The following is a 23,379-nucleotide window of genomic DNA, read 5'->3' as shown; positions in this document are numbered from 1 at the left end:
AGATGTAACGCCACAAGCAACACCAACAGTAACAATATTAGCAACAGCTGCTGGTGGTGCAGTAATTAGTGCTGTATTACCTACGCTAAAATGTTCAAGTAAATGTAGAACCGACCTTTAAATCCAATAAACTTATTATAAGGATAACTTTAGTTATTTATAATATTAAAGTTAAATAAAATGATAAATTGATATATTATGGTTAATTTCATATTTCTTTTTGTCTATTAAAAAATACCAAAACAATAGTCCTTTAACACTATGTAATAAGGTTAAAGGACTATTTATTGTTAATATTTAAGAATTAAATTCTTCTAAATTGGAGGTACATCTTATGGTTCAAACGATTAATGAAAGTATAGAATTCTATAAAGGAACATATTTAGATGAACGAAATCCTTATGATACAAAACAAGGTCTATCGCATCTAAATGAGATACAAGAATGGCGGGACAAAATAGGAGTTAATAATGAAATATGGAAAAAAAGATTGCATGTTAATAATTTAGTTGAAGAGGATATGCAAAGAATTTTAGCTAATAAAGAAAGACCATTGTTAAAAGAAGATGCTAAATGGATAAAAAATTTATCTAAAATTGTTCAAACAAAAACAAATAACAACTTAAAAGATAAACAATGGGTTATTACTGAAAAAAATGATTTTTTCCTTGAATTTTATAGACCTTTTATAACTTATGCCTATGAGCATATCTTAAGTGAATTTAACAAACTACATGATATTAAAGAATATATTGAAATTACATCAGTAACTAATTCAATTTTAAAAACACTTCACCAAAAAATTTATAATATTAGTATTCGAACGTTAATCTTTGAATTAAATCTTGCTCGTATTGGAAGCAGTTTAAAAGGCAATACTCCTACGGAACGATACAATTATTTCACAAGTACGTTTTTAGCTGAGAAAAAAAATAGAATAGAGATTTTTAAAGCTTATCCTGTTTTAGCACGACTCATAATTGAAGAAATTGAAACTTGTATTTCTGTTCACCTTGAAGTTATTAATAGATTTATAAGGGATAAAATTGAAATAGCAAATACCTGCGAAGGCAATTTTAATAGGTTAATCCATATTCATGGTGGAGCTGGCGATACACATCAACAAGGACAAAGTGTAATGATTCTAGAATTTACATCAGGAGATAAGATAGTATATAAGCCTAGGTCATTATCAGTAGATAAACATTTTCAAGAACTTCTTTTATGGATTAATAATAAAAAAAAGACAATCACATTAAAAGAAAATGCAGTGGTTGATAAAAATAATTATGGATGGCAAGAATTTGTTCAACACCAAGAGTGTGCTAGTTTAAAAGAAGTAAAAAACTTTTATAAACGACAGGGTTCGTATCTTGCAATTTTTTATCTTCTATATTCTAGAGATTTTCATTATGAAAATCTAATTGCACATGGGGAGCACCCTATGTTTATAGATTTAGAAACTTTATTTAGTAATAATATTGAATTAAAAAATACAGATAGCGTATTAGTAGACATGCAACAGAATTTATCTAATTCTGTATTAGGATCAATGATGCTTCCTGTTAAGTTTTCAGACGACAATTTAATTGATTATGACTTAAGTGGTTTAGGTGGAAAAAGTAATCAAGAATCTCAAAAAATTAAGGTGTGGAAAATTGAAAAAGCAAAAACAGATGAAATGTATTTAACACAGGAGTCAATGAATTCAATTGGGAGTGAAAATTTACCTTTTCTTAATGGATTGGCTATTAATGCCTATGATTTTTCTTCTATAATTGAAATAGGGTTTAGGGAAATGTATGATTTATTTTTAGAAAATAAAGAAGAGTTATTATCATTAAACGGCCCATTATATAAATTTTCAAACGATCATTTCAGGCATGTTGTAAGAGCGACAGAAGCATATAGTAAATTTTTAACGGCTAGTTTACATCCGGATTATTTACAAGATGGTCTAAATAGAGTTCAACTATTTGATTATTTTTGGCAAACCTCCATCCATATCCCAAAATTCATTTCTTTAATTCCTAGTGAGTGTAAGGATTTGTTACATAATGATGTGCCTTATTTTACATTTAAAGGGAATAGCACCAGCATATTTGATAGTAGGAAAAAAGAAATTAAAAACTTCTTCCCCAAAAATAGTTTACAGCAAGTTCTTGATAGATGTGTAATACTTAGTAAAGAGGATTGTGAGGATCAATTAGAATTAATTAAGCTCTCTCTACAAACCTTAAAGGAAACAAAAAAAAATCCAAGAGAAAAACAATCTAAATTAAACTTAAATACATCTAAAAATAGGTTTAAAGATAAACGGTTTCTATCAGAAGCAGAAAAAATCGGAGAATATTTAGTTGAAAAAGCTTTTTGGAATAAAAATAAAACCGAAGCTCACTGGTTTGGTATTAATTGTGATACAAATAATAAATTAAGGCTGTCCCCTTTAGGATTAGATTTATACGATGGTTCTTTAGGAATTACAATTTTTTTAGCACTGTTAGCTGAAGAAACTAAACGTGAAGATTTTAAAAGATTATCAAAAGCTTCACTACAATACGTTGAGAGTGTATTTAGATTACATACGTCTCAAGAGTCTTCAAGTGTTTTTTCTGGGTTTGGATCTATTGTATATTCATTAGCATATTTAGGGATAATCTGGAAGGATAAGAGTGTTTATAATAGAATATATGAATATACATATGATTTCGAAAAATCAATTGAAAATGATAGTAGCTCTGATTTTATAGGTGGTTTAGCAGGTGCACTAATAGTTTGTCTAAGGGTATATTCTGTTGATGGTAATATCATGATTTTAAATTTAGCTAAAAAATGTGGTGAAAGGCTTACTATGCAAATTTCAAAACAAATTCGTGATAAGACATTATGGACAGGTTTTGCTCATGGTGCCTCAGGAATAGCTTGGTCAATGGTGAAATTAGGTAATTTGTTAAATGATGATAGATTTTTACAAATCGGCTTAAATCTTATTAACTATGAAAATGAATTTTTTGTATATAAAAATAACAATTGGAGAGATTTGAGGAATCCAACAAAAGTAGAACAGCTTCCAGTATATTGGTGCCATGGTGCTCCTGGTATAGGGTTAGGTAGATTGATGATTTTATCATATTATCAAGAAGATAGAATTACGAATGATTTGGATACCTCTATAAAAAAAACACTTGATGATGGATTCGGCTTTACACACTGCCTTTGCCATGGAGATTTTGGCAATATAGATTTTTTACTTTTAAGTTCTAAATATCTAAATTCCGAAACTCTAGAAAACATGGTAATTTCGTTAGGAAATGCTACTTTAGAAAATGGATTAGAGGAAGGATGGAAATATGGAAATGATACAGAAGTAGAAATGTTAGGATTAATGACAGGAATAGCTGGTATTGGATATGGCTTACTAAGGTTATGGAATTCAAATATTCCTTCTATTTTAGCATTAGAGATTCCTCTTTATACTGGTTCATCTAATGAATATCAATTTTTAGATATTTAATTTGGATTAAAAATAGTTATTACTTATAATAATTAAATCTTATTCTCATATAGAAAAATTATATTCAAGGCATTTGCTATACGTTAAAAAGAGTTTTCTGTTAAATAAGGACTGTTTTGTGTGAAAAGTAGATATTTATTAAAATATTAACTAAAATAATCCCTTTGCAAATTGAAAAAGCGAATAGCTGTTTATAACGTTATAAGCATAATAAACAATCGAGTGGAAATTTTCTTAAAATAGTATATTGGGCCAGGTATACATGTTTAAAATTAATATAATTAGCATTTAACTTTAACTACATTAAAAAATATAATTTAAAATATCAGGTGAGGGAAATAATGAATACGAAAGTATCTTCTAGAAGAAAAGTACCCTTTATCGAACAAGTGCAACAAACCGAGTGTGGAATATGCTGCATAGCAATGATTGCAGCATATTACAAAAGTGCTGTTTCTTTTTATGAGTTACATGAGTATGCAGGTAGCGGAAGAGATGGAACAAATTTATTAGCACTAAAGCAACTCGGTAAACAATTAGGTTTTAATTCAAAATGCTTTAAATCTTCAACGAAGCAATTAGAGAATATTCAATTACCGGCTGTAATTTTCTGGGAAAATAAACATTATGTTGTTCTAGAAAAAATAACTAAAAAAGGATTTGTTATAGTAGATCCTGCAATGGGTCGTCGAAAATTAAGTTGCGATCAATTTAATAATTATTATTCAGGATATGTTATGACCTGTAAACCGACAGAAAAATTTAAAAGACAAAAAGAAAAGAACTTATGGTTTCCTTTGATTAAGACTTTTTTTAAAAATACTAATTTGGTTATTTTTATTATATTTTCATCTTTAATACTTCAAGGTCTAGCATTAGGTATACCTAATCTTATCCAATTTATTATAGATAAAGTTATTACACCCCAGGAAAAAGAAACCTTAGAACTTTTTTTAATAGGTATTATAATAGTGGTCATGGTGCAAGCAATATTTACTTTTATTCGAGGGAGAATTTTAATTAGATTAGAAAATTATCTTGATAAAAGCATGATGCAAGAATTCTTTTATCATGTTTTAAAATTACCATATAAATTTTTTCAACTAAGGTCTTTTGGGGACATATTATTTCGTATAGGTAGTCTTAGAGCTATTCGTGATATGATCTCTTCACAAATTATAAAAAGTATTCTAGATCTAGGTCTGATAATTTTTATATTTGGCTATATGATGTATCAATCAGTAATTTTAACTGGATTAGTTTTGATAATTACAACCTTGAATATATTATTAACCCTAATTAGTAAACCTTTAATTAAAGAAGCAAACCAAAATGAAATTACCAAAAGCACAGTAGTTCAAGGAATTCAAACAGAGACTTTATATGGAATTTTTGGAGTGAAAATGACAGGGATGGAGAATGTTATTTATAAAAGGTGGCTATCTTCCTTTGAAGAATTATTAAAAGCGTACAAACGCAAAGGAAATATATTAAATTATGTTACCACAATAGGGAGTACCTTAGCTGTTTTATCACCTTTAATGGTATTATGGTTAGGTGCACATCAAGTTTTTAGTGGAATACTTACCCTAGGGGGATTAATTTCCTTTTATGCAATAGCTAATCAATTCTTTTCATTAAGTAATTCTATTTTGCAAACATATAACTCCTTTGTAATTACAGGATCATATCTTAAGAGAGTTCGAGATGTATTAGATACCCCCGTGGAATATAATACCACAGACCCAATAAAGTTCGAAAAACTAAAAGGGGAAATTCAATTAAGAAATGTAAGTTTTTCATATACAAAGTATAGTGAAAAATCATTAAACCAAATTAATTTACATATAAAACCTGGACAAAAGGTAGCCTTAGTTGGAAAATCTGGTTCAGGTAAGAGTACTTTGGCTAGAGTGATTTTAGGGCTGCACGAGCCTACAGAAGGATACATACAATATGATGGGCATGATTTAAATAAATATGATAAATCTTCATTAAGGAAGAATATAGGTGTTGTTCCACAAGATGTAACCCTATTTAATCGTACTATCTATGATAATATCTCGTTAAATAATCCTGAAATTAATTCAGAAATGATCGTAAAGGCTGCTAAAATTGCTCAAGTACATGAAGAAATTATTCAAATGCCAATGCAATATAATACTATAGTTTCAGAGATGGGTATGAATATTTCTGGAGGACAGCGTCAACGTATAGCTTTGGCAAGAGCTTTTGTCTATAATCCTTCTATTTTAGTATTAGATGAAGCTACAAGTTCCTTAGATCATGTAAATGAAGAAAAAATTGATAATTATTTAAGTGAAATCAGATGTACCCGCATTGTTATTTCCCATCGTTTAACAACTATCATGAACTCAGACCTTATAGTTGTAATGGACAATGGAGAGATTATAGAGAGCGGGACACATGATGAATTAATAAATACAGATGGATACTATTCTCAGTTTTTTAATAAATTTAAAGATAGCAATGAAGAAAAATATATCACTTTGCAACCATAAATTTGAAATAGAATAATCATTTAAATTAAAGGCATATATTAGTTATATAAAATTCATACTCGTTTATGGATTTTATATAACTAATTTGGTATAATGTGGATATATAAGGGGTGATTAGGTGTTTAAAAAAGAATATTTTAGAATTTATATAATCGCAGCAGTTTTAGGTTCTCTCCTAACTTGTTTTTATTATTATTATTATAAATAAATAGCAAAAGATGATTTATATATTTAATAGGAGTCTTCTTAGTTGAATTTTTTTGTTTTTGAATTTCTTCCTATTAAACAAGGAGTACCCAATCGAATAGATCCTTTTAAGGATCTATTCGATTGGGTACGTTTTATATTAGCGTCTTTCATTTTTTAATTTATAAATTTTACGATACGATAAGGTATCTAAAAGATTATAGTACGCTTTTAGGTATGGGATGAAAATATCGCTTTTAAATAGAGACACATATTAAGATGCATTTAAAGTTAAGGAATAGAAATCAATACATAATAGAGAATTGACAACTTTTACGGTATGTTAACAGTACAGTATCCTAAGAACTTATATGAACTGTCGAGGGTGAAATGATTACATATCATCATCTTGTAATTTTGTACACCGACGATACCAAAACTGAGCTTTGTTTTTAGTAGTATAAGAATCCCACTGTTTAGATGATTTTAATTATACTAACAATATATATTGAATGATTGTTGTAAAATTCGGACTTATTTAGCGAAGTTTAAATTTTATTATATATTGTTTAATATAAATTAGGTTTTGATAATTAAACTTAAATGACTTGGGTATCAAGGACATCTTGAAAAACTAGTTGTTTATCAAGTACTTCTTGAAAATTATTGCATTCAAGTAAATTATTATTTTTCCAAAACAGATGTTCTACATGATTTTCCGGATAATTAGCAAAGATATATTGCATAGTTTTAAAGACAACTTCCAATGCTTCATTACTCTTTACAATTTGTTTATCACTTAAATATTGAGAAATCAAACTTATATATTCTTCAAATCTTTCTTCACTAGATGGGTTCATTTTTACAATTCCAATCTTTTCTACTATATTTATCCCTAAATAACAACAAATTTTTTCTAGATAATTTAAAACGGTTATCTCTCCATTACTATCTGCAGAAGCTAAAACAATACCCGATTTTCCAGCTAAACGCATTAAATGACACCATGAACTTAGTCTATCTATAAGTGCTTTCATATCTCCTGAAACATTATGAGAATATACAGGGCTAGCTAGAATAATAAAATCTGCTTCTAGCATTTTTTTCTTTAATACTCCCATATGATCTCCTGGTTTTTTATCAAGGTCGCAAATTCCTTTATTAAAACAGTTTTTGCATCCCGTAGAATGATTTATGTTTGTTTTATCAGCAGTAAACAAATCATATTCAATATCATTTATTTTATTTAGTTTATCCAATAAATTTTTAACATATAAAGTTAAACTAGATTTTGGATTTCTGCTACCTATATAAGCGAATACTTTTTTTTTCATAAAAATTCTCCTTTTTAAAATTTTGAATATTTTTATATTTTAATTGCCAACTAAACAAAATTTACTATTTTTTCCGTAAAAAGTCAAGTTTTTGGTAATATATGTAGTTTGGGTTGGACATAAGATATTCGTCTTTGTTCCACTTGTTTTTTTATAGATCTCATGATGCGGAAAAGTATTAAAAATTAATGGTTTAGGATATGAAAATCATCAGTATTTAATTTTATAAATCTGTCTAAAAAAATTGATAGTAGTTTGCTAGATAAGGGGTTATTGGTATGAAGAATCTAAGAATTTGTGAACTAGGTAGGGAGTGTCTTCTTTGGAATGTTATTAATTCCAGCGGGTGGGTGCAATAATTTGTGAAATATTTTTTACAAAGGAAATTTAATGTTTAAAAAAGAATTGATGTCAATTAATATTGTAACTGCAGTAGTTACGTTATGTGTCATTAATTAATTTACAGCTAAGTCCTGTTGTAAGTAAAAGTAGCGTCTGTATTTTAGTTTAAAGATAGTGACCTAAACATCGCTGCTCGTTATAGAAAGTTAAAATTACATTATATTTTTAAGGAGATGTATAGTTTATAGGAAAGCCCCTTAGTGTTTTTGGTTTAAAAAAGGCTCTATTACTTGAGCCATCAAAAGTATTATGAGTAAATGAATTAAAACAAGTAACAGACAATTATCATATATAGACATTTCATAAGTAAATCTCTTTATATAATATTATGTAATACCGCCATAATAAGCTTAATCGATGATTTCTATCTTTTTTAACGTATTAGGCAATATAAATCTTTTTAACAACACAAGTGTGTAGATAAAAGGAGACATCTTAATTGATATAGTAGACAGTAAAAAGAAAGAACATTAACCATATTTACTATGGAGGGGATTTTTTTATGGGAAAAATTAGAGTCACTTACGATGTAGAATTTAAGAAAAAAGCTATGGATTTATACTTAAAAGAAGGCATGAGCTATAAAATTATTGCGAAAGAATTAGGTATTCATCACTCGGTTGTAAGTCGTTGGGTGAAATACTTTGAGGCTGAAGGAATCAAAGGACTAGAAGAAAAACGCGGTAAAGCAAAAGGACCAGGTTTAGGTAGATCAAGGGTTAGACCCGAAGATCCCGAAGCTAAGATCCGACGATTAGAATCGGAAAATGAAATGTTAAAAAAGCTCTTAGGAATGTTAAAATGTACCCTATAGAATAGACACTTAAAAAAAGTCTATTCTATAGGGTATTTTTTGTATAATAAAAGGAAAATTGGGATCGGAGAATGTTGAAAATGACAAAAAAACTATTCACAGAAAGAGAAATTCAAATTCTATCAAATAACCTATACGTAAAATCTGTAAGTCAGAAAGGTATCACTTATACAGAGGAATTTAAGCATATTTTTATTGAGGAAAATGAAAAAGGAAAGCTACCTCGAAATATTTTTGAAGAATGTGGTTTTGATATAGATATGATTGGAATGAAACGGGTTATGTCATCGGGAAGTGGATGGCGTGCTGCTTATAGAAAAAATGGTGTATTGGGTTTAAGGGATACACGTATCGAAAACGCTGGAAGAACTCTTGAGAAAGAGCTTACGTTAGAAGAAAAGTATGCCCGTTTAGAAGCTGAACGAAACTTACTAAAGGCGGAAAATGAATTGCTAAAAAAAATCAAACTTATGGAAGGGAGGATGAGAAGGAAATAACACTACCACCTAGTCAGAAATTCATCTTGATTCGTTCTGTCATCATGAAATACAACTTAAGGAATATGGTCAGTCATTTGTGTAAAGTAGCTGGTGTATCCCGTTCGGCTATAATTACTTTTCAGTTTCATCTCAAGAACAACGGAAACAAAAGAGTGATCGAGATGAAATCTTGAAGGAAATCATATTAAAAGCACTTCGATTTAGAAATAGAAAGAAGGGGGCTCGTCAGATAAAGATGACATTGGCGGGTCAGTTTCAAGTTGTCTACAATTTAAAGCGTATCCGTAGAATTATGAAGAAATACGAGATTGTCTGTCCGGTTCGCAAAGCGAATCCTTATAAAAGAATGCTTAAAGCTACAAAAGAACATCGAATAGTACCGAATCAATTAAATCGGGAATTTAAACAAAATACCCCAGGGAAAACACTTCTTACAGATATCACCTATTTAGTTTACGGTAAGAATCAAAGGGCCTATTTATCTACAATTTTAGACGGTTCAACTAATGAAATTTTAGCTTACCATGTTTCAGAACAGATGACATTAGAGCTCGTAACGACAACTCTCCATAAACTAAAAAGGAATCGGCGGATTCGATTGACTGAAGGTGCTTATATTCATTCAGATCAAGGATCCCACTACACAAGCCCTACCTATCAAAAGCTAGTCAAAAAGCTAAACCTTGGACAATCCATGTCAAGAAGAGGAAACTGTTGGGATAACGCCCCACAAGAATCGTTTTTTGGTCATCTGAAAGATGAAGCTCATATAAAACCTTGCGCGTCCTTTAATGAATTGAAACAAGAGATTAAGAAATATATGACGTATTATAATCATTATAGATATCAATGGAATTTAAAAAAGATGACTCCTGTTGGATACAGAAATCATCTTCTTGATGTTGCCTAACTTTTTTCAAAATGTCCTTTACAAAGGGTACAGATTATTTTAATGTTACCTTTTTGTAGGGTATATGCAGTGTACAGAAAGTATTGAAAAAGTGATTTATAGTAGTAATATAAGATTTCGACGAAAGGGCAACTATTTTTATGGTTGCTCTTTTTGTTGTGAAAGAAGGTGAGCAACATGAAGTAATTTTAAAAAAATTTTTCATTTAAATGTTAGATGTACTTAGTAAATTAAGAGTCCTATAAAAAAATAATAGGAAAATAAGGAGAGATTTAGTAATGAGTATATTAGCTGCTTCAGTTAAAACAAAGAATCTGCCACAACAAGTGTTACGTTGGCAATCAATGGTAGAAAGTGAATGTTCAGCACAAGGTGTGTCTGAATTAGCTCCCTACGTACTTGGGATTATTATGGTAGAGAGTGGAGGAAACTCTGAAACAACACCTGATATTATGCAGTCCAGTGAATCACAAGGTTGGGCGATGAATACAATTAAAAATCCAAAAGATTCAACTTATTATGGAGTAAAGCATCTAAAAGGAGCTTTTGATGATGCAAAGAAAAATGGTATTACAGATTTAAGTGCTATTGTTCAATCATATAATTTTGGACGAGCTTACCTTCGTTGGTTAGCTTCTAATAATAAACAGCATTCATTACCGGTGGCAGATTTGTATTCTAAAACAGTTGTTGCGCCATCACTTGGTAATACAACTGGTGCTATGGTCAAGTATAGTCAGCCTATTGCCATTGCATACAATGGTGGCTATCGATATAAAAATGGAGGGAATTTCTTCTACTCTGAAATTGTTAAGCAATATGTAGATTTTGATGAAGCTGGTAATAACAATAAACCAATACAACCGGTGGGCTTGGGTATTGCTGTAAATAAATATCCGAATAACGGGGGGATTAATCTATATAGCCAACCACAAGGAGGATATTTTACGAGGGTAATTTATGATAAAACACCTTACCTTATTATAGATGCAGCGTGGTATGAAAATCCTATGATTTGTCTTGGAAACGAGGTATGGGCTGCTCTGGAACATTTCGATGTGCAATGGTTTAGTGCTTATTCAAAATATCCATCAGGCAGTGGTATTAAATACGTATGATAGCCCTAATGGAAATTATACAGGTTTTGTAGACGGGTCTGTTCCATATAGAATTTTGGCACGAAAAGATGGTTATTTGGCGATTGGAAATAATGCATGGGTAAAAGAAGAACATTTTGATGTGAGATAAGCTTGAAGAATTAGAGTCACTCGTATGAGTGGCTATTTATTTTTTGGATTGGAGTATGATTGGAAATAGAAAATGTCAGTGGTGTTATATACTAAGATGTTTTTGTGTATCGATTCGAGAATAAAAGGAGTAGTTTAGTGCGTAATTTGTTTGAAATTTTTATAAACGCTGAGACTATTTTTATAGAAATCTTAGAGATCTTGCATTCAAGTCACCAAAGAGATGATCATTCAAGATTCTAGATTAGTAATTTATATATTGGTTTGTCAAAGTCGATATGATTTAAATAAAAAATCAGTAATGGTGAGCTTGTCTTATTAAAGCTATGGAATGGTACATGTAAGAGGTTTTTTATCCCTGAAGTAGAAGCAGTAAAGAAAGAATTGATCAAGTTAATAAAGACATTGTATTCACAAAAAAAGAATAAAATTAAAGAATAGAAGGTATAAAAAGAAGATTTCTAAAGTGCAATTAACAACTGAAGAATTAACAAAAATAACAACTGAAACCAAATAGAAAACGTAGCAAACATAGTCTGATTTGTTTTCGGTTTTTTACAAGGAGAGATAACAAAATGACAAATCAAACTCCAATTTAAACACAGAATACAAATTCAGAAAACAATTGATTACAGAACCAAATTATTAATCATACCATACAAGCCCTAGAGAAGTTAGTTATGCAATTCATTCAAAATCCGCTCCGAATAAAGATATGACACCAGATAATAATAATTAATTTATGGAAGTTAATAACTTTGTAAATAATTTATTGAATGTAGGAAATTTTATTGAATTATATGTATACAGCTGATAAACAAAAAAATAATGAGATGTAAAGCAAAGCGTATGTAATGTAGGCTTTTTTATGTTGAATTAAATAAGAAGTGGGAAAGAGGTGGCAAAATGGATAGTTTACAAGAGGTGAAAGGTGATATTCAGGAAATAAGGCAAGATATTAAGGATATACGATTAGAGATTAGGAGTTTAGAAATGCGGACGACAGGTAATGAAAAGGACATTATTAATATCAATAAGCAATTAGATAAAATCAGTGCTAATACAACTTGGATCCTACGCCTTATTATTGGTGGAATAATAGGAGCTGCTCTTACCTTCTTTTTGAAAGGAGGAGGTATGTAATGATTGAAATTACGGCAATGATTGGGGTTGTTGTAGGAATTTCACAAATTGCAAAAACAACTGGACTGCAAACAAAATATATTCCGTTATTTAATTTAACACTTGGCATTACGCTAGGTGTTTTATTTTTGTCTCAAGATATTAAAATGAATTTATTTCAAGGAATGATTATCGGATTATCAGCTAGTGGATTATTTGACCATACAAAAATTGTGAAAAGGGATGCCGATAGAAAATGAAAAAGAAATACAAATACAAGCATATATTATCCATAGTTGTTGCTATTATTTTAGTATTATCAATTGAAACAAATGTATTTGCTGATAGAATTCTATTTATTCCTGATTTACCAAAACAACCATACCGTTATGGTGTTGGAGCTTATGAAGGTGTTGTGGCACATTCTACAGCTACCCCAGAGGCGCCAGCAATTAATATTCAAAAATATGAGTCTCGTACATGGCGTTCAGCGTTTGTTCACTACGCAGTAGATTGGGATGAAAAGGTTCAAATTGCATCTACAAAACATCAGGCATGGGGGGCAGGTCCAGCAGCAAATGCTAGATTTGTTCATGTTGAATTGTGTGAGACAGGTGATCCATTGAAATTTAAACGTTCATATGAAAAATATATAGAATTAATTGGGGAAATCTTGCGAGAACGAAATATTCATCCCTCTAAAGGATTATGGACACATAGGGATATTACGTATAAATTAGGTGGGACAGACCATGAAGATCCAATAGATTATCTTCGTAGTCATGGCGTATCTGAGGCTAAGTTCCGAGCAGACGTGTTAAAGGTTTATAACGGGAGCACGGTTACAGTGGATACCAAACCACAAAAAACAAATGAAATATCTGGTACAGTAGAGTCGAATGGTATTGCATATATTGAAGGATACAATGTAAATCTCCGCTTTGGACCATCAACAGAAAATAGTATTATTCGTAAGCTACAAAAAGGTGAGGCTTATAAAGTATGGGGTAAATTAGGAAACTGGTTACATCTTGGTGGTAATCAATGGATTTATTATGATTCTTCATATATTCGTTACCAAGGTAATGAGCCTGCTACAGTAATTGATAAAAGAGTTATTTCAAAAGTAAATAATTTACGTTTCTATGATTCTCCATCTTGGCAGGATAAAGATGTTGTTGGTACTGTAGAAATAGGCTTAGGATTTATTATTGATGCAAAGGTAATTGTAAATAATTCACTACAATATAGAGTGCACAATAGTAAAGGTACAACATATTATGTAACAGCAAACGAAGCCTATGTGTATGTGAAGTGAAAGTGAGGATCTGCTCTACTATGGGGCGATCCTCTTTTTTTTAATTATGTATAAATTAGGTTTAATGGTGAAAAGAGGAGGCTATGAATGATATTTATTTGGAAAAATATTCTTGATAGAAACATAATATAGTGTTATATTTAAATTTAATGATGTAATGTTGGAAATGGATTTGTATATGATATAGATTTACTTAAAGATGTCAATTTTGAGAAAACAGAAGGTAAGGTATTAGGTAAAGAGATATAGTTTTTATAGGGGCTTTAATCCTGTATTATAATTTAGGAGAAATATATTAAGTAAGGAGTTTTTTTATGCCGAAATGGGCTAAGTGGATTGCCATGTTTGTTATTTTTCTCTGTAGTATTCTAATTATCGACGCTCTTGTTGGTAGCAAAAAAGGTATAAAAGCCATTACAGCAGCAGTTGAGGAATTAACCGCAGATAAAAAAAATATAGGAAATCAAAAAGAAGTAAAGCAAAGAGCCGAAACAAGTGATTATAAACATTTAGACAAGCAGCATTATGCATGGGTAATGGACGATTATTTAAAGGATCTATCTGATGTGGCGACCCGATTTAGCATGTTAGAGGCTGATGCAGAAATTAAGGGTACTATAAACAAATCATGGGTTTCAGATGTAGGCGATGTTTTCTATAAAATGTCTTATCTCATCTCAAGTATACGATATGTAGAACCCCCAACAGAATTAAAGGGTCTACATTCATCTATTTTAAAGGCGATGGATAACTTGCAATTTGTTATAGACAACTATGGAGATGCTGCGAGCCAAACAGATTTAGCGAAACTAGGTAAATGTTTAAAATCATTAAGAATTGCTAGGGATACAATAGACGAGGCGCGTAGTGAATTATCTACTTATGAATAATTATCATAAAAACCAATTAGTATTACATAACATCCTCAAAAGTATATATGAAGTTTAGCGTTTTCTTTGCGGTTAAGGAAACAGGAATCTCAAAGGTTTCAATTCTAATGCTTGGTACATGAAAGAGTATAACAAGCAAGGAATGGAAGGGAAAAGATCAAAGCAGTTGAGTTCATGGACAAGACTGGCATGAAGAAATCGACATTTTACAAGAAAATGAGGGAATACGAGGAAATTAAATCATTATAATGATATAGAAAGATATTATGCTTTTAGTATTTGACAATGCAACCACAGTCATTAGAGAGGATATAGTAGTCTGTGTAGGAACTAAACCAAAACTTACGTTAAGTATTAGCGGACATAAAAGACCGATTTTGAATGTTATGATGTCCGCTAATGCTTATAGCGTGATTTGGTTCTATTGCTATACAAAGGCCATCATCACCATACTGAATAAAGTGAACAAAATATAAATTTGATTCATAAGTAAGAGGAAGGCACCTTAGGGTGTCTTTTTATTTTGGTTTTTTTTAGAGAATATTTGAAATATAATACAACGAATTATATTATTGTTTGTATATGATTTTAAATAATTCTGAAATTTGGCAGGGGGAAACAACAATGAAATTAGGAAAAATAGCATTAATTGGAGCGTTAACATTTAGTGGGTTTACTGCAGTAGAAATGAGTAAGCCTACCTCACAAGCAGCTGCAGCTTACTCAGATCCACTTAATGATGATTGGGGATTCAAAACCATTATGGATTTACAAAATTCAGAGGAAAGTACATACCAACCTGATTGGAAGATTGGGAATTTAATAACTGGTGATACATTTTACTTAACACAGCATTTTGGTAGGGAACATTTTGGTGCACAAATGAAAATTTTTAAAATCCACACAAATGGTACCCTAGAACGATTCCAAATAATAGAACCAGAATTTATTCCTGGAACAGAAATTTGGCAAACATCTATCACAGATAGCTATACAAGTGGTACTTATGTCGCTGTAATTAAATATCGTGGTGAATTCACGTATTCCAATCATTTTACAATCAATTAAGGATGTAAACACATTAGAAAAAGGCACTTGAAAGAGGGCTTTTATAATTTCTCAATAAATGCAACTATTTTACGACAGTTCAAATCGCAAGAAGGCACCTTAGGGTGTCTTTTCTTTTGTCCATTACATCCATTGTTTACACATTGATTTTTTGTGTTCATTGAATATAATTATTACTACAGTAGTATTGCAGTAATACCTTGGGTATATAATAAAAGAAGAGATGCTCGATACATCTCTTCTGGTAACTGTTGCCGTAAGGCGGGTAGTTACTAAATAAATTTATTTTCTTTTTCTAGAACTTCCCTTTTGCTTCCGACGGCGTAGGGAGGTTCTTTTGCGTTTTTTTGCCAATGTTATTCACCAGTTTGTTTCCATAACCAGTAACAAGGATTGTCAAAAATACTTTCACCAAATCTTGTAGCAAAGACAGTAAATATTCCATCATAGGAGTCACCTACTTTCCCTCTACATAAAAAAGAGAAAGGACAGCACCGACCCTACGTCATACAGTTAAATCTATTCTATCATTCTAGTACAATTTCACCAATATAAACAAGACCACCATTATTGATAGTCTTTTTAGGTAGATTTATAACAATTAATTACAATGTTTTTATATATTGTTTACTATATGCATTCATATTCGCCTTATGATCTTTAGCATAACCTATTATATGGCATATGTTTTTTGTACCAAGCTTTGTTAATGCATTTCGCCTTCGTAGGTGTTGAAGGTTTAGAACTATCCTTTAGTATAGTCATATCATTAGAACATCCTGCGATATTTAGACAGAATGTAGCTAATAAACACGATAGTAATAATTTATTCATATAATCACTTCTAATTCTTTAATAGTTAACATTTTTTCATGAAATAAGTTTCTTACTAATTTTACATTATATTAAAGCTCAGAAAATATTCTTATACTCATAAGTTATTACATTTGAGCTAGTGAGATTTTGTTAATAATAAAAGTGATTCTAGTCGAAGCAAGGCATTTAATTGCTGATAAAGGTAAAACTGCTAGTTATCTAATTCTCTCAGTCATTATGTATTTGATCTATTTAACACATGAACTAATAGCAGAAAATGAACGGAAAGGTACATATAGCTAATAATGTAGCGCCAATCCACATGGCCATGTTAAAAAAATCAATATAAACTATGTGAATTCTTTCTTCCAAAGAATTCGATATCTACAGAAAGGGATTTAAGGTTATTGTAAGGTAAATGAAAGTTACCTGAAAGAATCTCAGTTTAATATAAAATTATGAATTATCACAGGAGGGATGAAATAATGTTAAAGAAACTGGGAATAGGTTTAGTAACTTCCATAATTTTGTTGAGTACAAATGGTATTGCTGATGCATCTACTAACAGCGTACATGTAAAAAATGAAATGATATCTAAGAGCACAAAAAAGTGCAGTGACTGTTGGCGTGTTGGTCAATCTAGAACAGAAGATGGAGTTGCAGCAAAGCATACAACAATAGATGGAGAAAAAGTTGTCAAATATACAGTACAGGGCAATGGAAAGGTTAGAATGGATGTCATTGGTAAAGGATTTGCTGAAATTAAAGTAACTAGGGAGAATGGGAAAAGTGTATATTATCAGTTTGAGGTAATTTAATTAGTAATCAAATATAGGTTTTCATTTTAGAACGTGGCCTTCCTATAATTAGGAAGGCCTTTATTATTACATAAATAGGATAAAATAATAGTTCGCTAAATTGGCTAGGAACATAACTAAAAATGTCAGAGGAAATTTAGTAAATTGTTTCACATGAATCATCTTCTCTTGTTTGGATTAATACATATTAAAGTTTATTCTTTGCTTTTCTTTTATAAGAAAAAATAATGTATTTTTTCATTTTAGTTTAAGGAGTATTTTGTTTGCTTAGCTTGATAGCAATGTGGTGTCCTACTTATCATTATGACATTTGCACTGGCTATGGTTAAAAATGAATATAATAAGATTTTCTATGTAAAAGAAAAAATCTTAATTAGTTAAATTAGAATTATTTCTATAATTTAGATAGGTGAGATGAATAGGTAGTTTAATTAGTTAACTATTTGAGCTGCCTATTTTTATAAATTTGCGAGTGGCTCCCAAAAAGAAGGGATCGTTGACGTACCACATGATAAAGTGACAAGCTTTAAAATGTTTACCTTCGTCTAAATACAAGTTATACACACATATATTGATTATATAAAGATATATATTACAGATAATATTATGTTAAAGGTGGCGAAATGTATCATGAAAGATTTTGTTCTCGAAAAAGAAAACATAATTCGTAAATATGGTGAATGGACCGCTTATGATATTAAATTAACGGATACTCTATATACAAGAGATATTCGACAACCAAATCCTGCATTAAAAAAAATTGTGACAATGATTCAAGATATCACACAATGTGATTTTAAAAATCTTCGAATCTTAGATTTAGCTTGTTTAGAGGGGCATTACGCTATTGAGTTTGCTATGCAAGGAGCAACTGTTGTAGGGATAGAAGGAAGGGAATCAAACATACAAAAAGCTATATTCGCTAAAGATTTATTAAGGTTGGAAAACTTAACTTTTTATCAAGATGATGTAAGAAATTTAAGTGCTGAAAAATATGGTCAATTTGATATTGTTTTATGCTCTGGTATTTTATATCATTTAGACTGCTCAGATGTATTCCCCTTTTTAGAAAAAGTGTATGAAGTATGCAAAAGGTTTGTAATAATTGATACTCATATCACTTCTACTCCTAATGTATCAGTACTTTATAATAATTATGAATATAAGGGACACACAATGCTAGAACACTCTGCTAATTCATCAATAGAAGAACGTTTAAAATCAAAATGGGCATCATTAGATAATGTTTCTAGTTTTTGGATGACAAAATCCTCTCTATACAATTTTTTAACGCGAACAGGTTTCTCTTCTATAAATGAATCCAGAAGTTTAGTTCAAGAAGATAGGATTACTGTTGTAGCTTTTAAGAAATATCCTATAGAAATTAAAAGCTCTCCTGAAACAGAAAAATACATTGAACCCGATTATTTAGACTGCTAAAAATAACACGTTTAAGTTTAATATTCTAATCAATCTGTATGAGGTAAAACTATATGTCATTTAAGCTAAAATCTTAAAGTATCCCTAAACAAAATTATTAGTTTTCCAAAAGCTATTTATATAAATGCAACTCGTTGTTTCCGTTTTGGGGCACTATAAAGTTTTAGCTTTATATAGATGGGATAGCACCACATTGCTATCATCTTAAAGAAATACTTCCGAAAACAAAAAATGAAAAGAATAATAAAAAAGCTTATCATTACGTTTTAAAGGATAAGCTTTTTTATTTTAGTTTAATTACAAGTTTTGAAATTCTTTTACTACTTTCATAATAAACTTAAAGATGCTCTTTTCGACCTTGTAAAATTAACCCTTCATTATTTAAAAGCCGTGATATACCAAATAGCAACAACATTTCCATTTTTATCGAGTACTCTGCCTTCAGCTGCTCCTTCTTCATATGCTGTTACTACACCAGTTTTAGGGTTGACATAAATTTTATTTTCACTAAATAAGACATATTTGTATTGATTTCCGCTTGGCGTCATTGACCAAGGTTTCCCCACTTTAATGTGCATAAATTCACCTTGCACATCAGATACTTGATAAACCGATTTTGTTGATTCTGGATTGTTTACTGCAGCGTGAGTTTTAGTAGTAGCAAAAGTTCCTAAACCTCCAATTCCAATGGCAGCTGCTAACGCAATTCCAACAAATTTTTTCATGTGATAATGCCTCCTTTTTTAATTCATACCTGTATATTAAACGGTTAGTCTTTCATGTCACTTTCATTTACCTTACAATAACCTTAAATGGATTTTTGAAAATTCTGACCGATGCGAGGGAGAGTATGAAAAAAAATATATTAATCGTTGATGATGACAAAGATATTATTGATCTTTTAAAACTTTTTTTAGAAATGGAAAATTTTTTTGTTGTAGAGGCTTCAAATGGCGAAGTTGCCTTAAAGTGTCTAGAAGAAAATCATATTGATTTAGCTATTGTTGATATTATGATGCCTAAAATGGATGGTTATCAATTAATTAAAAAGATTCGTGAGACGTTACAATTCCCGATACTTATATTGTCAGCCAAATCTCAAGAAGTAGATAAAATTATCGGTTTAGGGATTGGAGCAGATGACTTCATTACAAAGCCATTTAGTGCTTTAGAAATTATAGCTAGAGTTCAAGCTCACCTTAGAAGATCCTATGAATTTAATGATAAGGCTGTAGAAGGTAAGGAGAAGCAAATTCATATGGGTGATTTAGTATTAGATCATCATTCTTGTATACTCTATAAATCAAGCGAATCCATTTCTCTCAGTGCTACGGAATATAAAATCTTAGCACTTTTTATGGAAGAACCAGGGAGAATATTTACTAAAAAACAAATTTTTGAAAGTGTATGGTCTGATTATTACTGTGCAGATGATAATACGATTATGGTTCATATTAGTAGACTACGAGAGAAATTAGAGGATTCTCCTAAGAATCCAGTTTATATAAAAACGATCCGGGGACTTGGGTATAGATTTGCTAGGAAGGAAGAACTTTATGAAAAATAAAGTTTTATATATCTTAATTAAAAATTACGTTATATTTGCACTAGCAATAGGTTTCACGGTAATAATCTTATTTATATTTTTGATGTACCAAACAGAAAAGCAACTAGGAGAGCTAAATAATTTAAAAGCAAGTGAAGTAGTGCGTGAAAACTTTGAAACTATTAATTCAGAATCAATAGAATCATTTGGTGGTTGGGTAGAAATTCTTAATGAAAATTTACAAGTTATCTATACCAAAGGGGAAAAAAAGGATAAGCTTTTATCATATTCACAAAGAGAATTTACTACTTTATTTTTTGATAATGATCAACTTCCTTATTATTCATCTGTAGCAACATTTGTAACGAAAAAAGGTGAAAGATTATATTGCCTTGTTAAGGTTCCTAAAAAAGCAATAAAGTATGGATATACGTTTTCTGATAAAAATGAGGAATACGTATATGTTTTTTATAAGATATTACTTACTACAATCGTTTTATTTTTTGTATTTTTCTCTATGAATGTATATATATTTAGTAGGCAAATTGCTAGGAAAATAACCAGGCCATTGGATAAACTAGCAACTGGATTTGAGGAAATTGCTAGTGGGAAATATGATAAAAGGTTAAACTATGAAACATATTTTGAGTTAATGCAAATACAGCATTCGTTTAATGTTATGTCGGAAAAACTGGATAAAATAGAGAAAGAGAAGAAGAAGTTAGAAGAAACCAAGCAGAAGATGCTTGTAGATTTGTCACATGATTTAAGGACACCAATTACAACCGTTCAAGGTTATGTTGAAGCATTACAACTAGGGATCATTACTGAAAAAGGTGAAAGAGAAAGAACTTTGAATGTAATATATAATAAGATTCGAATCATTGCGGTATTGACTGAAGATATTTTTGAACTGTCTAAATTGGAGCATTCTGATTACCCTTTTGAAGTACATCCAACTGATGTATCTGAGTTTATTCGTGAATTGCTTGTAGAATATTATGATTTATTTCAAGCGAAGCGCTTAATCCTTCAATATCAAATACCCTTTAAAGAAATGATTGCTCCAATTAACAACAGGTTACTATACCGTGCTATCTCTAATATAATATCTAATGCTCTACAGTATAATACGGCAGGTACGACCGTGTTTGTATCGTTAATTGAGGATGAAAGCAAAGTATATATAAACATTATAGATAATGGAATTGGAATACCTGAGGATATGAAACAAAGTATTTTTGATGCATTTGTTCGAGTAGATGATTCTCGAGAAAATAATGGGGGATCAGGTCTTGGATTAACTATTGCTAAACATATAGTAGAAAAACATGGAGGGAGCATAAATCTAGATAGTACAAAGAAAAAAACACATTTCTGTATTTCTTTACCTAAATGCAGTGTGTAAATATCTTATGAAAAGTGTTAGTAAGTTAAATGGTTGAATAAAGAGAAAACGCACGATTTAGTTCCTTTAAATTTAACTCTGGTTCATATAAAATTGTATAAACATAGCAATTTAAAACTGCTCTTCTTTTTGTTAAACTTCGTGACTTTATCGGAAATCTATATTAGTATTTCTGCATATGAAGTAGGCATAAAAGGAGATACCATATGAAAATAACAAAAATAACATGTAATATGATGTTTAGTTTAATACTATTAACATCATGTGATATATCGGATAAAGAAATTGAACAAAAAGCTCAAAGTTATACAAAATCGCAGTATGGTTTTTCTATTAAACTAAATGAAGTTGAAATACCGGGGAATTATAAAGATTTACTGGGGCCAGATGTACGGATAGCTCATGTACAGCAAGTAAATGAACCGTATGTGCAGTTTCAGCTAGCTTTGGATGGACGAATCTCTCCAAAAGTAGATAGTGATAATTATAAAATCAAAAAAGAAGCGAATGATGTAAAAGAAAAGTTCAATACATATTATGTTGGAAAAGAGAATAACGATATATTTACGTTTGAACAAATGTATACGGGAAATATTGTTTTTGATAAAAAAGAAGAAGCAGAAAAAGAAAAGAAAAATGTAAAGAAATATGTTACGGCAGTTTTTAGAAGTAATATATTTTTGGATGTAAACAATCCTGTGCATATGGAAAAATTAGCAGAGCTGGCAAGAAGTATTCAAGAATTTAATAAGATAAATGGAAATAATAAGAGTAGTGTGGAAGAGATAACGATTCAGTTGCCAAATGCGGATAAGGAGCTATTACAGAGCATTGCAGTAGATTATATATTAACAGCTGATGATGCAAAAAAAGCTCTTGAGAGAAAAGAGCATTATATGGAAGCTTTACTGCTTACAAAATAAAAAAGGGGCTCATTTTGATTTCTTGTTTTATCATTTTAGTCAAGGTGGTTCTTTTAAAACCTCGTATAGGTAATCAGTACGATAAAATGGGAGACATTAGTCATATTTAAAAATTAAAAAAGTCCCTTAGTCATGTTAAAGGGAACTTGCTCACGCAAATGATCTGTAAATCAATTCATTTTTGATATACAGATCATTTGTATGATAATTTTTATAAATAATTGCTAAATAGTGAATTTACATAAATGCTTTTAGAAGTTCTTGAATTAATGGGATTGCTCCACCTAGAAATTTTAAAACTGCCATTGCGATTTCCATATTATTTGCTCCTCTTTTTTCGTATTAAGATTTGGTGAATCTTTATAACTTTATTATAGTAAGCGTTTACAATTATAACAATACATTTATGTATGCAATATTGCATATTTATACATTAGGCCTCTATTAGCCATTTTTTAATGTTACCATAGCAAGGTGAGAGTCTATAAGGGTTGTCCTTAATAGGAGGAAATATGGAAAGAGTGCAAGCGATTTACAGTAATCAAAAATTTAAGAGTTGGGTTAAACAGGTATTAGCTGTAGGAGGAGTAATAGGGTGCTG

General features: G+C 30.3%; 16 protein-coding genes and 3 pseudogenes. 16 read left to right on the top strand and 3 right to left on the bottom strand.

The genetic code is table 11. The features are described from left to right. From MR143_RS33490 to MR143_RS21320, 3 genes are all read left to right on the top strand, one after another. A partial coding sequence (locus MR143_RS33490) for a class II lanthipeptide, LchA2/BrtA2 family (protein ID WP_374266673.1) occupies positions 1–121 on the top strand: 121 nt, incomplete at its 5' end. A 213-nt stretch (positions 122–334) separates the two neighbouring features. After that, positions 335–3,514 carry a type 2 lanthipeptide synthetase LanM family protein gene (locus MR143_RS21325; RefSeq protein ID WP_242280958.1) on the top strand — a complete coding sequence of 1,060 codons (3,180 nt, stop codon included), beginning with the start codon at positions 335–337 and terminating at the stop codon, positions 3,512–3,514. A gap of 341 nt (positions 3,515–3,855) precedes the next feature. Next, positions 3,856–6,036 (top strand): peptidase domain-containing ABC transporter, encoded by a 2,181-nt coding sequence (locus tag MR143_RS21320; RefSeq protein ID WP_242280957.1) that lies wholly within the window; start codon positions 3,856–3,858, stop codon positions 6,034–6,036. A gap of 785 nt (positions 6,037–6,821) precedes the next feature. Here the strand turns inward: MR143_RS21320 and MR143_RS21315 are convergent. Continuing rightward, positions 6,822–7,556, bottom strand: a complete 735-nt coding sequence (locus tag MR143_RS21315; RefSeq protein ID WP_242280956.1) for a flavodoxin family protein — start codon at positions 7,554–7,556, stop codon at positions 6,822–6,824. A 904-nt stretch (positions 7,557–8,460) separates the two neighbouring features. Here MR143_RS21315 and MR143_RS21310 point away from each other — a divergent pair. The 10 genes and pseudogenes from MR143_RS21310 to MR143_RS21265 all read left to right on the top strand — a co-directional run bounded on the left by MR143_RS21310 (position 8,461) and on the right by MR143_RS21265 (position 18,901). Further along, positions 8,461–8,772, top strand: a complete 312-nt coding sequence (locus MR143_RS21310) for a transposase (RefSeq protein WP_242280955.1) — start codon at positions 8,461–8,463, stop codon at positions 8,770–8,772. A gap of 71 nt (positions 8,773–8,843) precedes the next feature. Further along, positions 8,844–10,182: pseudogene (locus MR143_RS21305) on the top strand (IS3 family transposase). Positions 10,183–10,460: 278 nt separating this feature from the next. Then, a pseudogene (locus MR143_RS21300) lies at positions 10,461–11,430 on the top strand (lysozyme family protein). Between the two features lie 905 nt (positions 11,431–12,335). Next, positions 12,336–12,572, top strand: a complete 237-nt coding sequence (locus tag MR143_RS21295) for a hemolysin XhlA family protein (RefSeq protein WP_016083106.1) — start codon at positions 12,336–12,338, stop codon at positions 12,570–12,572. Continuing rightward, on the top strand, positions 12,572–12,811 hold the full coding sequence (locus MR143_RS21290) for a hypothetical protein (RefSeq protein ID WP_000570186.1): 240 nt from the start codon (positions 12,572–12,574) through the stop codon (positions 12,809–12,811). The genes MR143_RS21295 and MR143_RS21290 overlap by 1 nt, the downstream gene beginning before the upstream one ends. Next, positions 12,808–13,869 (top strand): N-acetylmuramoyl-L-alanine amidase, encoded by a 1,062-nt coding sequence (locus MR143_RS21285; protein WP_242280954.1) that lies wholly within the window; start codon positions 12,808–12,810, stop codon positions 13,867–13,869. The genes MR143_RS21290 and MR143_RS21285 overlap by 4 nt, the downstream gene beginning before the upstream one ends. Before the next feature lie 314 nt (positions 13,870–14,183). Beyond that, positions 14,184–14,759, top strand: coding sequence for a hypothetical protein (locus MR143_RS21280; protein ID WP_242280953.1), 576 nt, complete (start codon positions 14,184–14,186; stop codon positions 14,757–14,759). A gap of 624 nt (positions 14,760–15,383) precedes the next feature. Next, positions 15,384–15,827, top strand: coding sequence for a DUF5065 family protein (locus MR143_RS21275; protein ID WP_242280952.1), 444 nt, complete (start codon positions 15,384–15,386; stop codon positions 15,825–15,827). Between the two features lie 1,301 nt (positions 15,828–17,128). Beyond that, positions 17,129–17,461: a hypothetical protein gene (locus MR143_RS21270; protein WP_000914230.1), complete on the top strand. Its 333-nt coding sequence runs from the start codon at positions 17,129–17,131 to the stop codon at positions 17,459–17,461. A 630-nt stretch (positions 17,462–18,091) separates the two neighbouring features. After that, positions 18,092–18,901, top strand: a complete 810-nt coding sequence (locus tag MR143_RS21265) for a class I SAM-dependent methyltransferase (RefSeq protein ID WP_000651398.1) — start codon at positions 18,092–18,094, stop codon at positions 18,899–18,901. Between the two features lie 377 nt (positions 18,902–19,278). On the opposite strand, the gene MR143_RS21260 is transcribed toward MR143_RS21265, so the two are convergent. Continuing rightward, the gene (locus tag MR143_RS21260) at positions 19,279–19,626 is read right to left on the bottom strand and encodes a hypothetical protein (protein ID WP_000714875.1); all 348 of its coding nucleotides are present in this window, start codon (positions 19,624–19,626) and stop codon (positions 19,279–19,281) included. 125 nt (positions 19,627–19,751) lie between these two features. Here MR143_RS21260 and MR143_RS21255 point away from each other — a divergent pair, with 125 nt between their 5' ends. The 3 genes from MR143_RS21255 (at position 19,752) to MR143_RS21245 (ending at position 22,778) form a co-directional block, all read left to right on the top strand. Beyond that, positions 19,752–20,468, top strand: coding sequence for a response regulator transcription factor (locus MR143_RS21255; protein WP_000739374.1), 717 nt, complete (start codon positions 19,752–19,754; stop codon positions 20,466–20,468). Beyond that, positions 20,458–21,855 (top strand): HAMP domain-containing sensor histidine kinase, encoded by a 1,398-nt coding sequence (locus tag MR143_RS21250; RefSeq protein WP_000792427.1) that lies wholly within the window; start codon positions 20,458–20,460, stop codon positions 21,853–21,855. Before MR143_RS21255 ends, MR143_RS21250 begins: the two co-directional genes overlap by 11 nt. A gap of 206 nt (positions 21,856–22,061) precedes the next feature. Beyond that, positions 22,062–22,778, top strand: coding sequence for a hypothetical protein (locus MR143_RS21245; protein WP_000704983.1), 717 nt, complete (start codon positions 22,062–22,064; stop codon positions 22,776–22,778). Between the two features lie 237 nt (positions 22,779–23,015). On the opposite strand, the pseudogene MR143_RS21240 reads toward MR143_RS21245, so the two are convergent. Further along, positions 23,016–23,202: pseudogene (locus MR143_RS21240) on the bottom strand (hypothetical protein). Between the last annotated feature and the right edge of the window lie 177 nt (positions 23,203–23,379).

The organism is Bacillus cereus group sp. BfR-BA-01347, from assembly GCF_022663835.1.
GTDB classification, from domain to species: domain Bacteria; phylum Bacillota; class Bacilli; order Bacillales; family Bacillaceae_G; genus Bacillus_A; species Bacillus_A thuringiensis_K.
The sequence above is the reverse complement of the archived record's forward strand: the minus strand, read 5'-3'. Positions and strand labels throughout refer to the sequence as shown.

What these genes read in the sequence shown, in the direction of transcription:
- MR143_RS21325 (WP_242280958.1), top strand. Translation starts at nt 335, where the DNA reads ATGGTTCAAACGATTAATGAAAGTATAGAATTCTATAAAGGAACATAT.
- MR143_RS21320 (WP_242280957.1), top strand. Translation starts at nt 3,856, where the DNA reads ATGAATACGAAAGTATCTTCTAGAAGAAAAGTACCCTTTATCGAACAA.
- MR143_RS21315 (WP_242280956.1), bottom strand. Translation starts at nt 7,556, where the DNA reads ATGAAAAAAAAAGTATTCGCTTATATAGGTAGCAGAAATCCAAAATCT.
- MR143_RS21310 (WP_242280955.1), top strand. Translation starts at nt 8,461, where the DNA reads ATGGGAAAAATTAGAGTCACTTACGATGTAGAATTTAAGAAAAAAGCT.
- MR143_RS21295 (WP_016083106.1), top strand. Translation starts at nt 12,336, where the DNA reads ATGGATAGTTTACAAGAGGTGAAAGGTGATATTCAGGAAATAAGGCAA.
- MR143_RS21290 (WP_000570186.1), top strand. Translation starts at nt 12,572, where the DNA reads ATGATTGAAATTACGGCAATGATTGGGGTTGTTGTAGGAATTTCACAA.
- MR143_RS21285 (WP_242280954.1), top strand. Translation starts at nt 12,808, where the DNA reads ATGAAAAAGAAATACAAATACAAGCATATATTATCCATAGTTGTTGCT.
- MR143_RS21280 (WP_242280953.1), top strand. Translation starts at nt 14,184, where the DNA reads ATGCCGAAATGGGCTAAGTGGATTGCCATGTTTGTTATTTTTCTCTGT.
- MR143_RS21275 (WP_242280952.1), top strand. Translation starts at nt 15,384, where the DNA reads ATGAAATTAGGAAAAATAGCATTAATTGGAGCGTTAACATTTAGTGGG.
- MR143_RS21270 (WP_000914230.1), top strand. Translation starts at nt 17,129, where the DNA reads ATGTTAAAGAAACTGGGAATAGGTTTAGTAACTTCCATAATTTTGTTG.
- MR143_RS21265 (WP_000651398.1), top strand. Translation starts at nt 18,092, where the DNA reads ATGAAAGATTTTGTTCTCGAAAAAGAAAACATAATTCGTAAATATGGT.
- MR143_RS21260 (WP_000714875.1), bottom strand. Translation starts at nt 19,626, where the DNA reads ATGAAAAAATTTGTTGGAATTGCGTTAGCAGCTGCCATTGGAATTGGA.
- MR143_RS21255 (WP_000739374.1), top strand. Translation starts at nt 19,752, where the DNA reads ATGAAAAAAAATATATTAATCGTTGATGATGACAAAGATATTATTGAT.
- MR143_RS21250 (WP_000792427.1), top strand. Translation starts at nt 20,458, where the DNA reads ATGAAAAATAAAGTTTTATATATCTTAATTAAAAATTACGTTATATTT.
- MR143_RS21245 (WP_000704983.1), top strand. Translation starts at nt 22,062, where the DNA reads ATGAAAATAACAAAAATAACATGTAATATGATGTTTAGTTTAATACTA.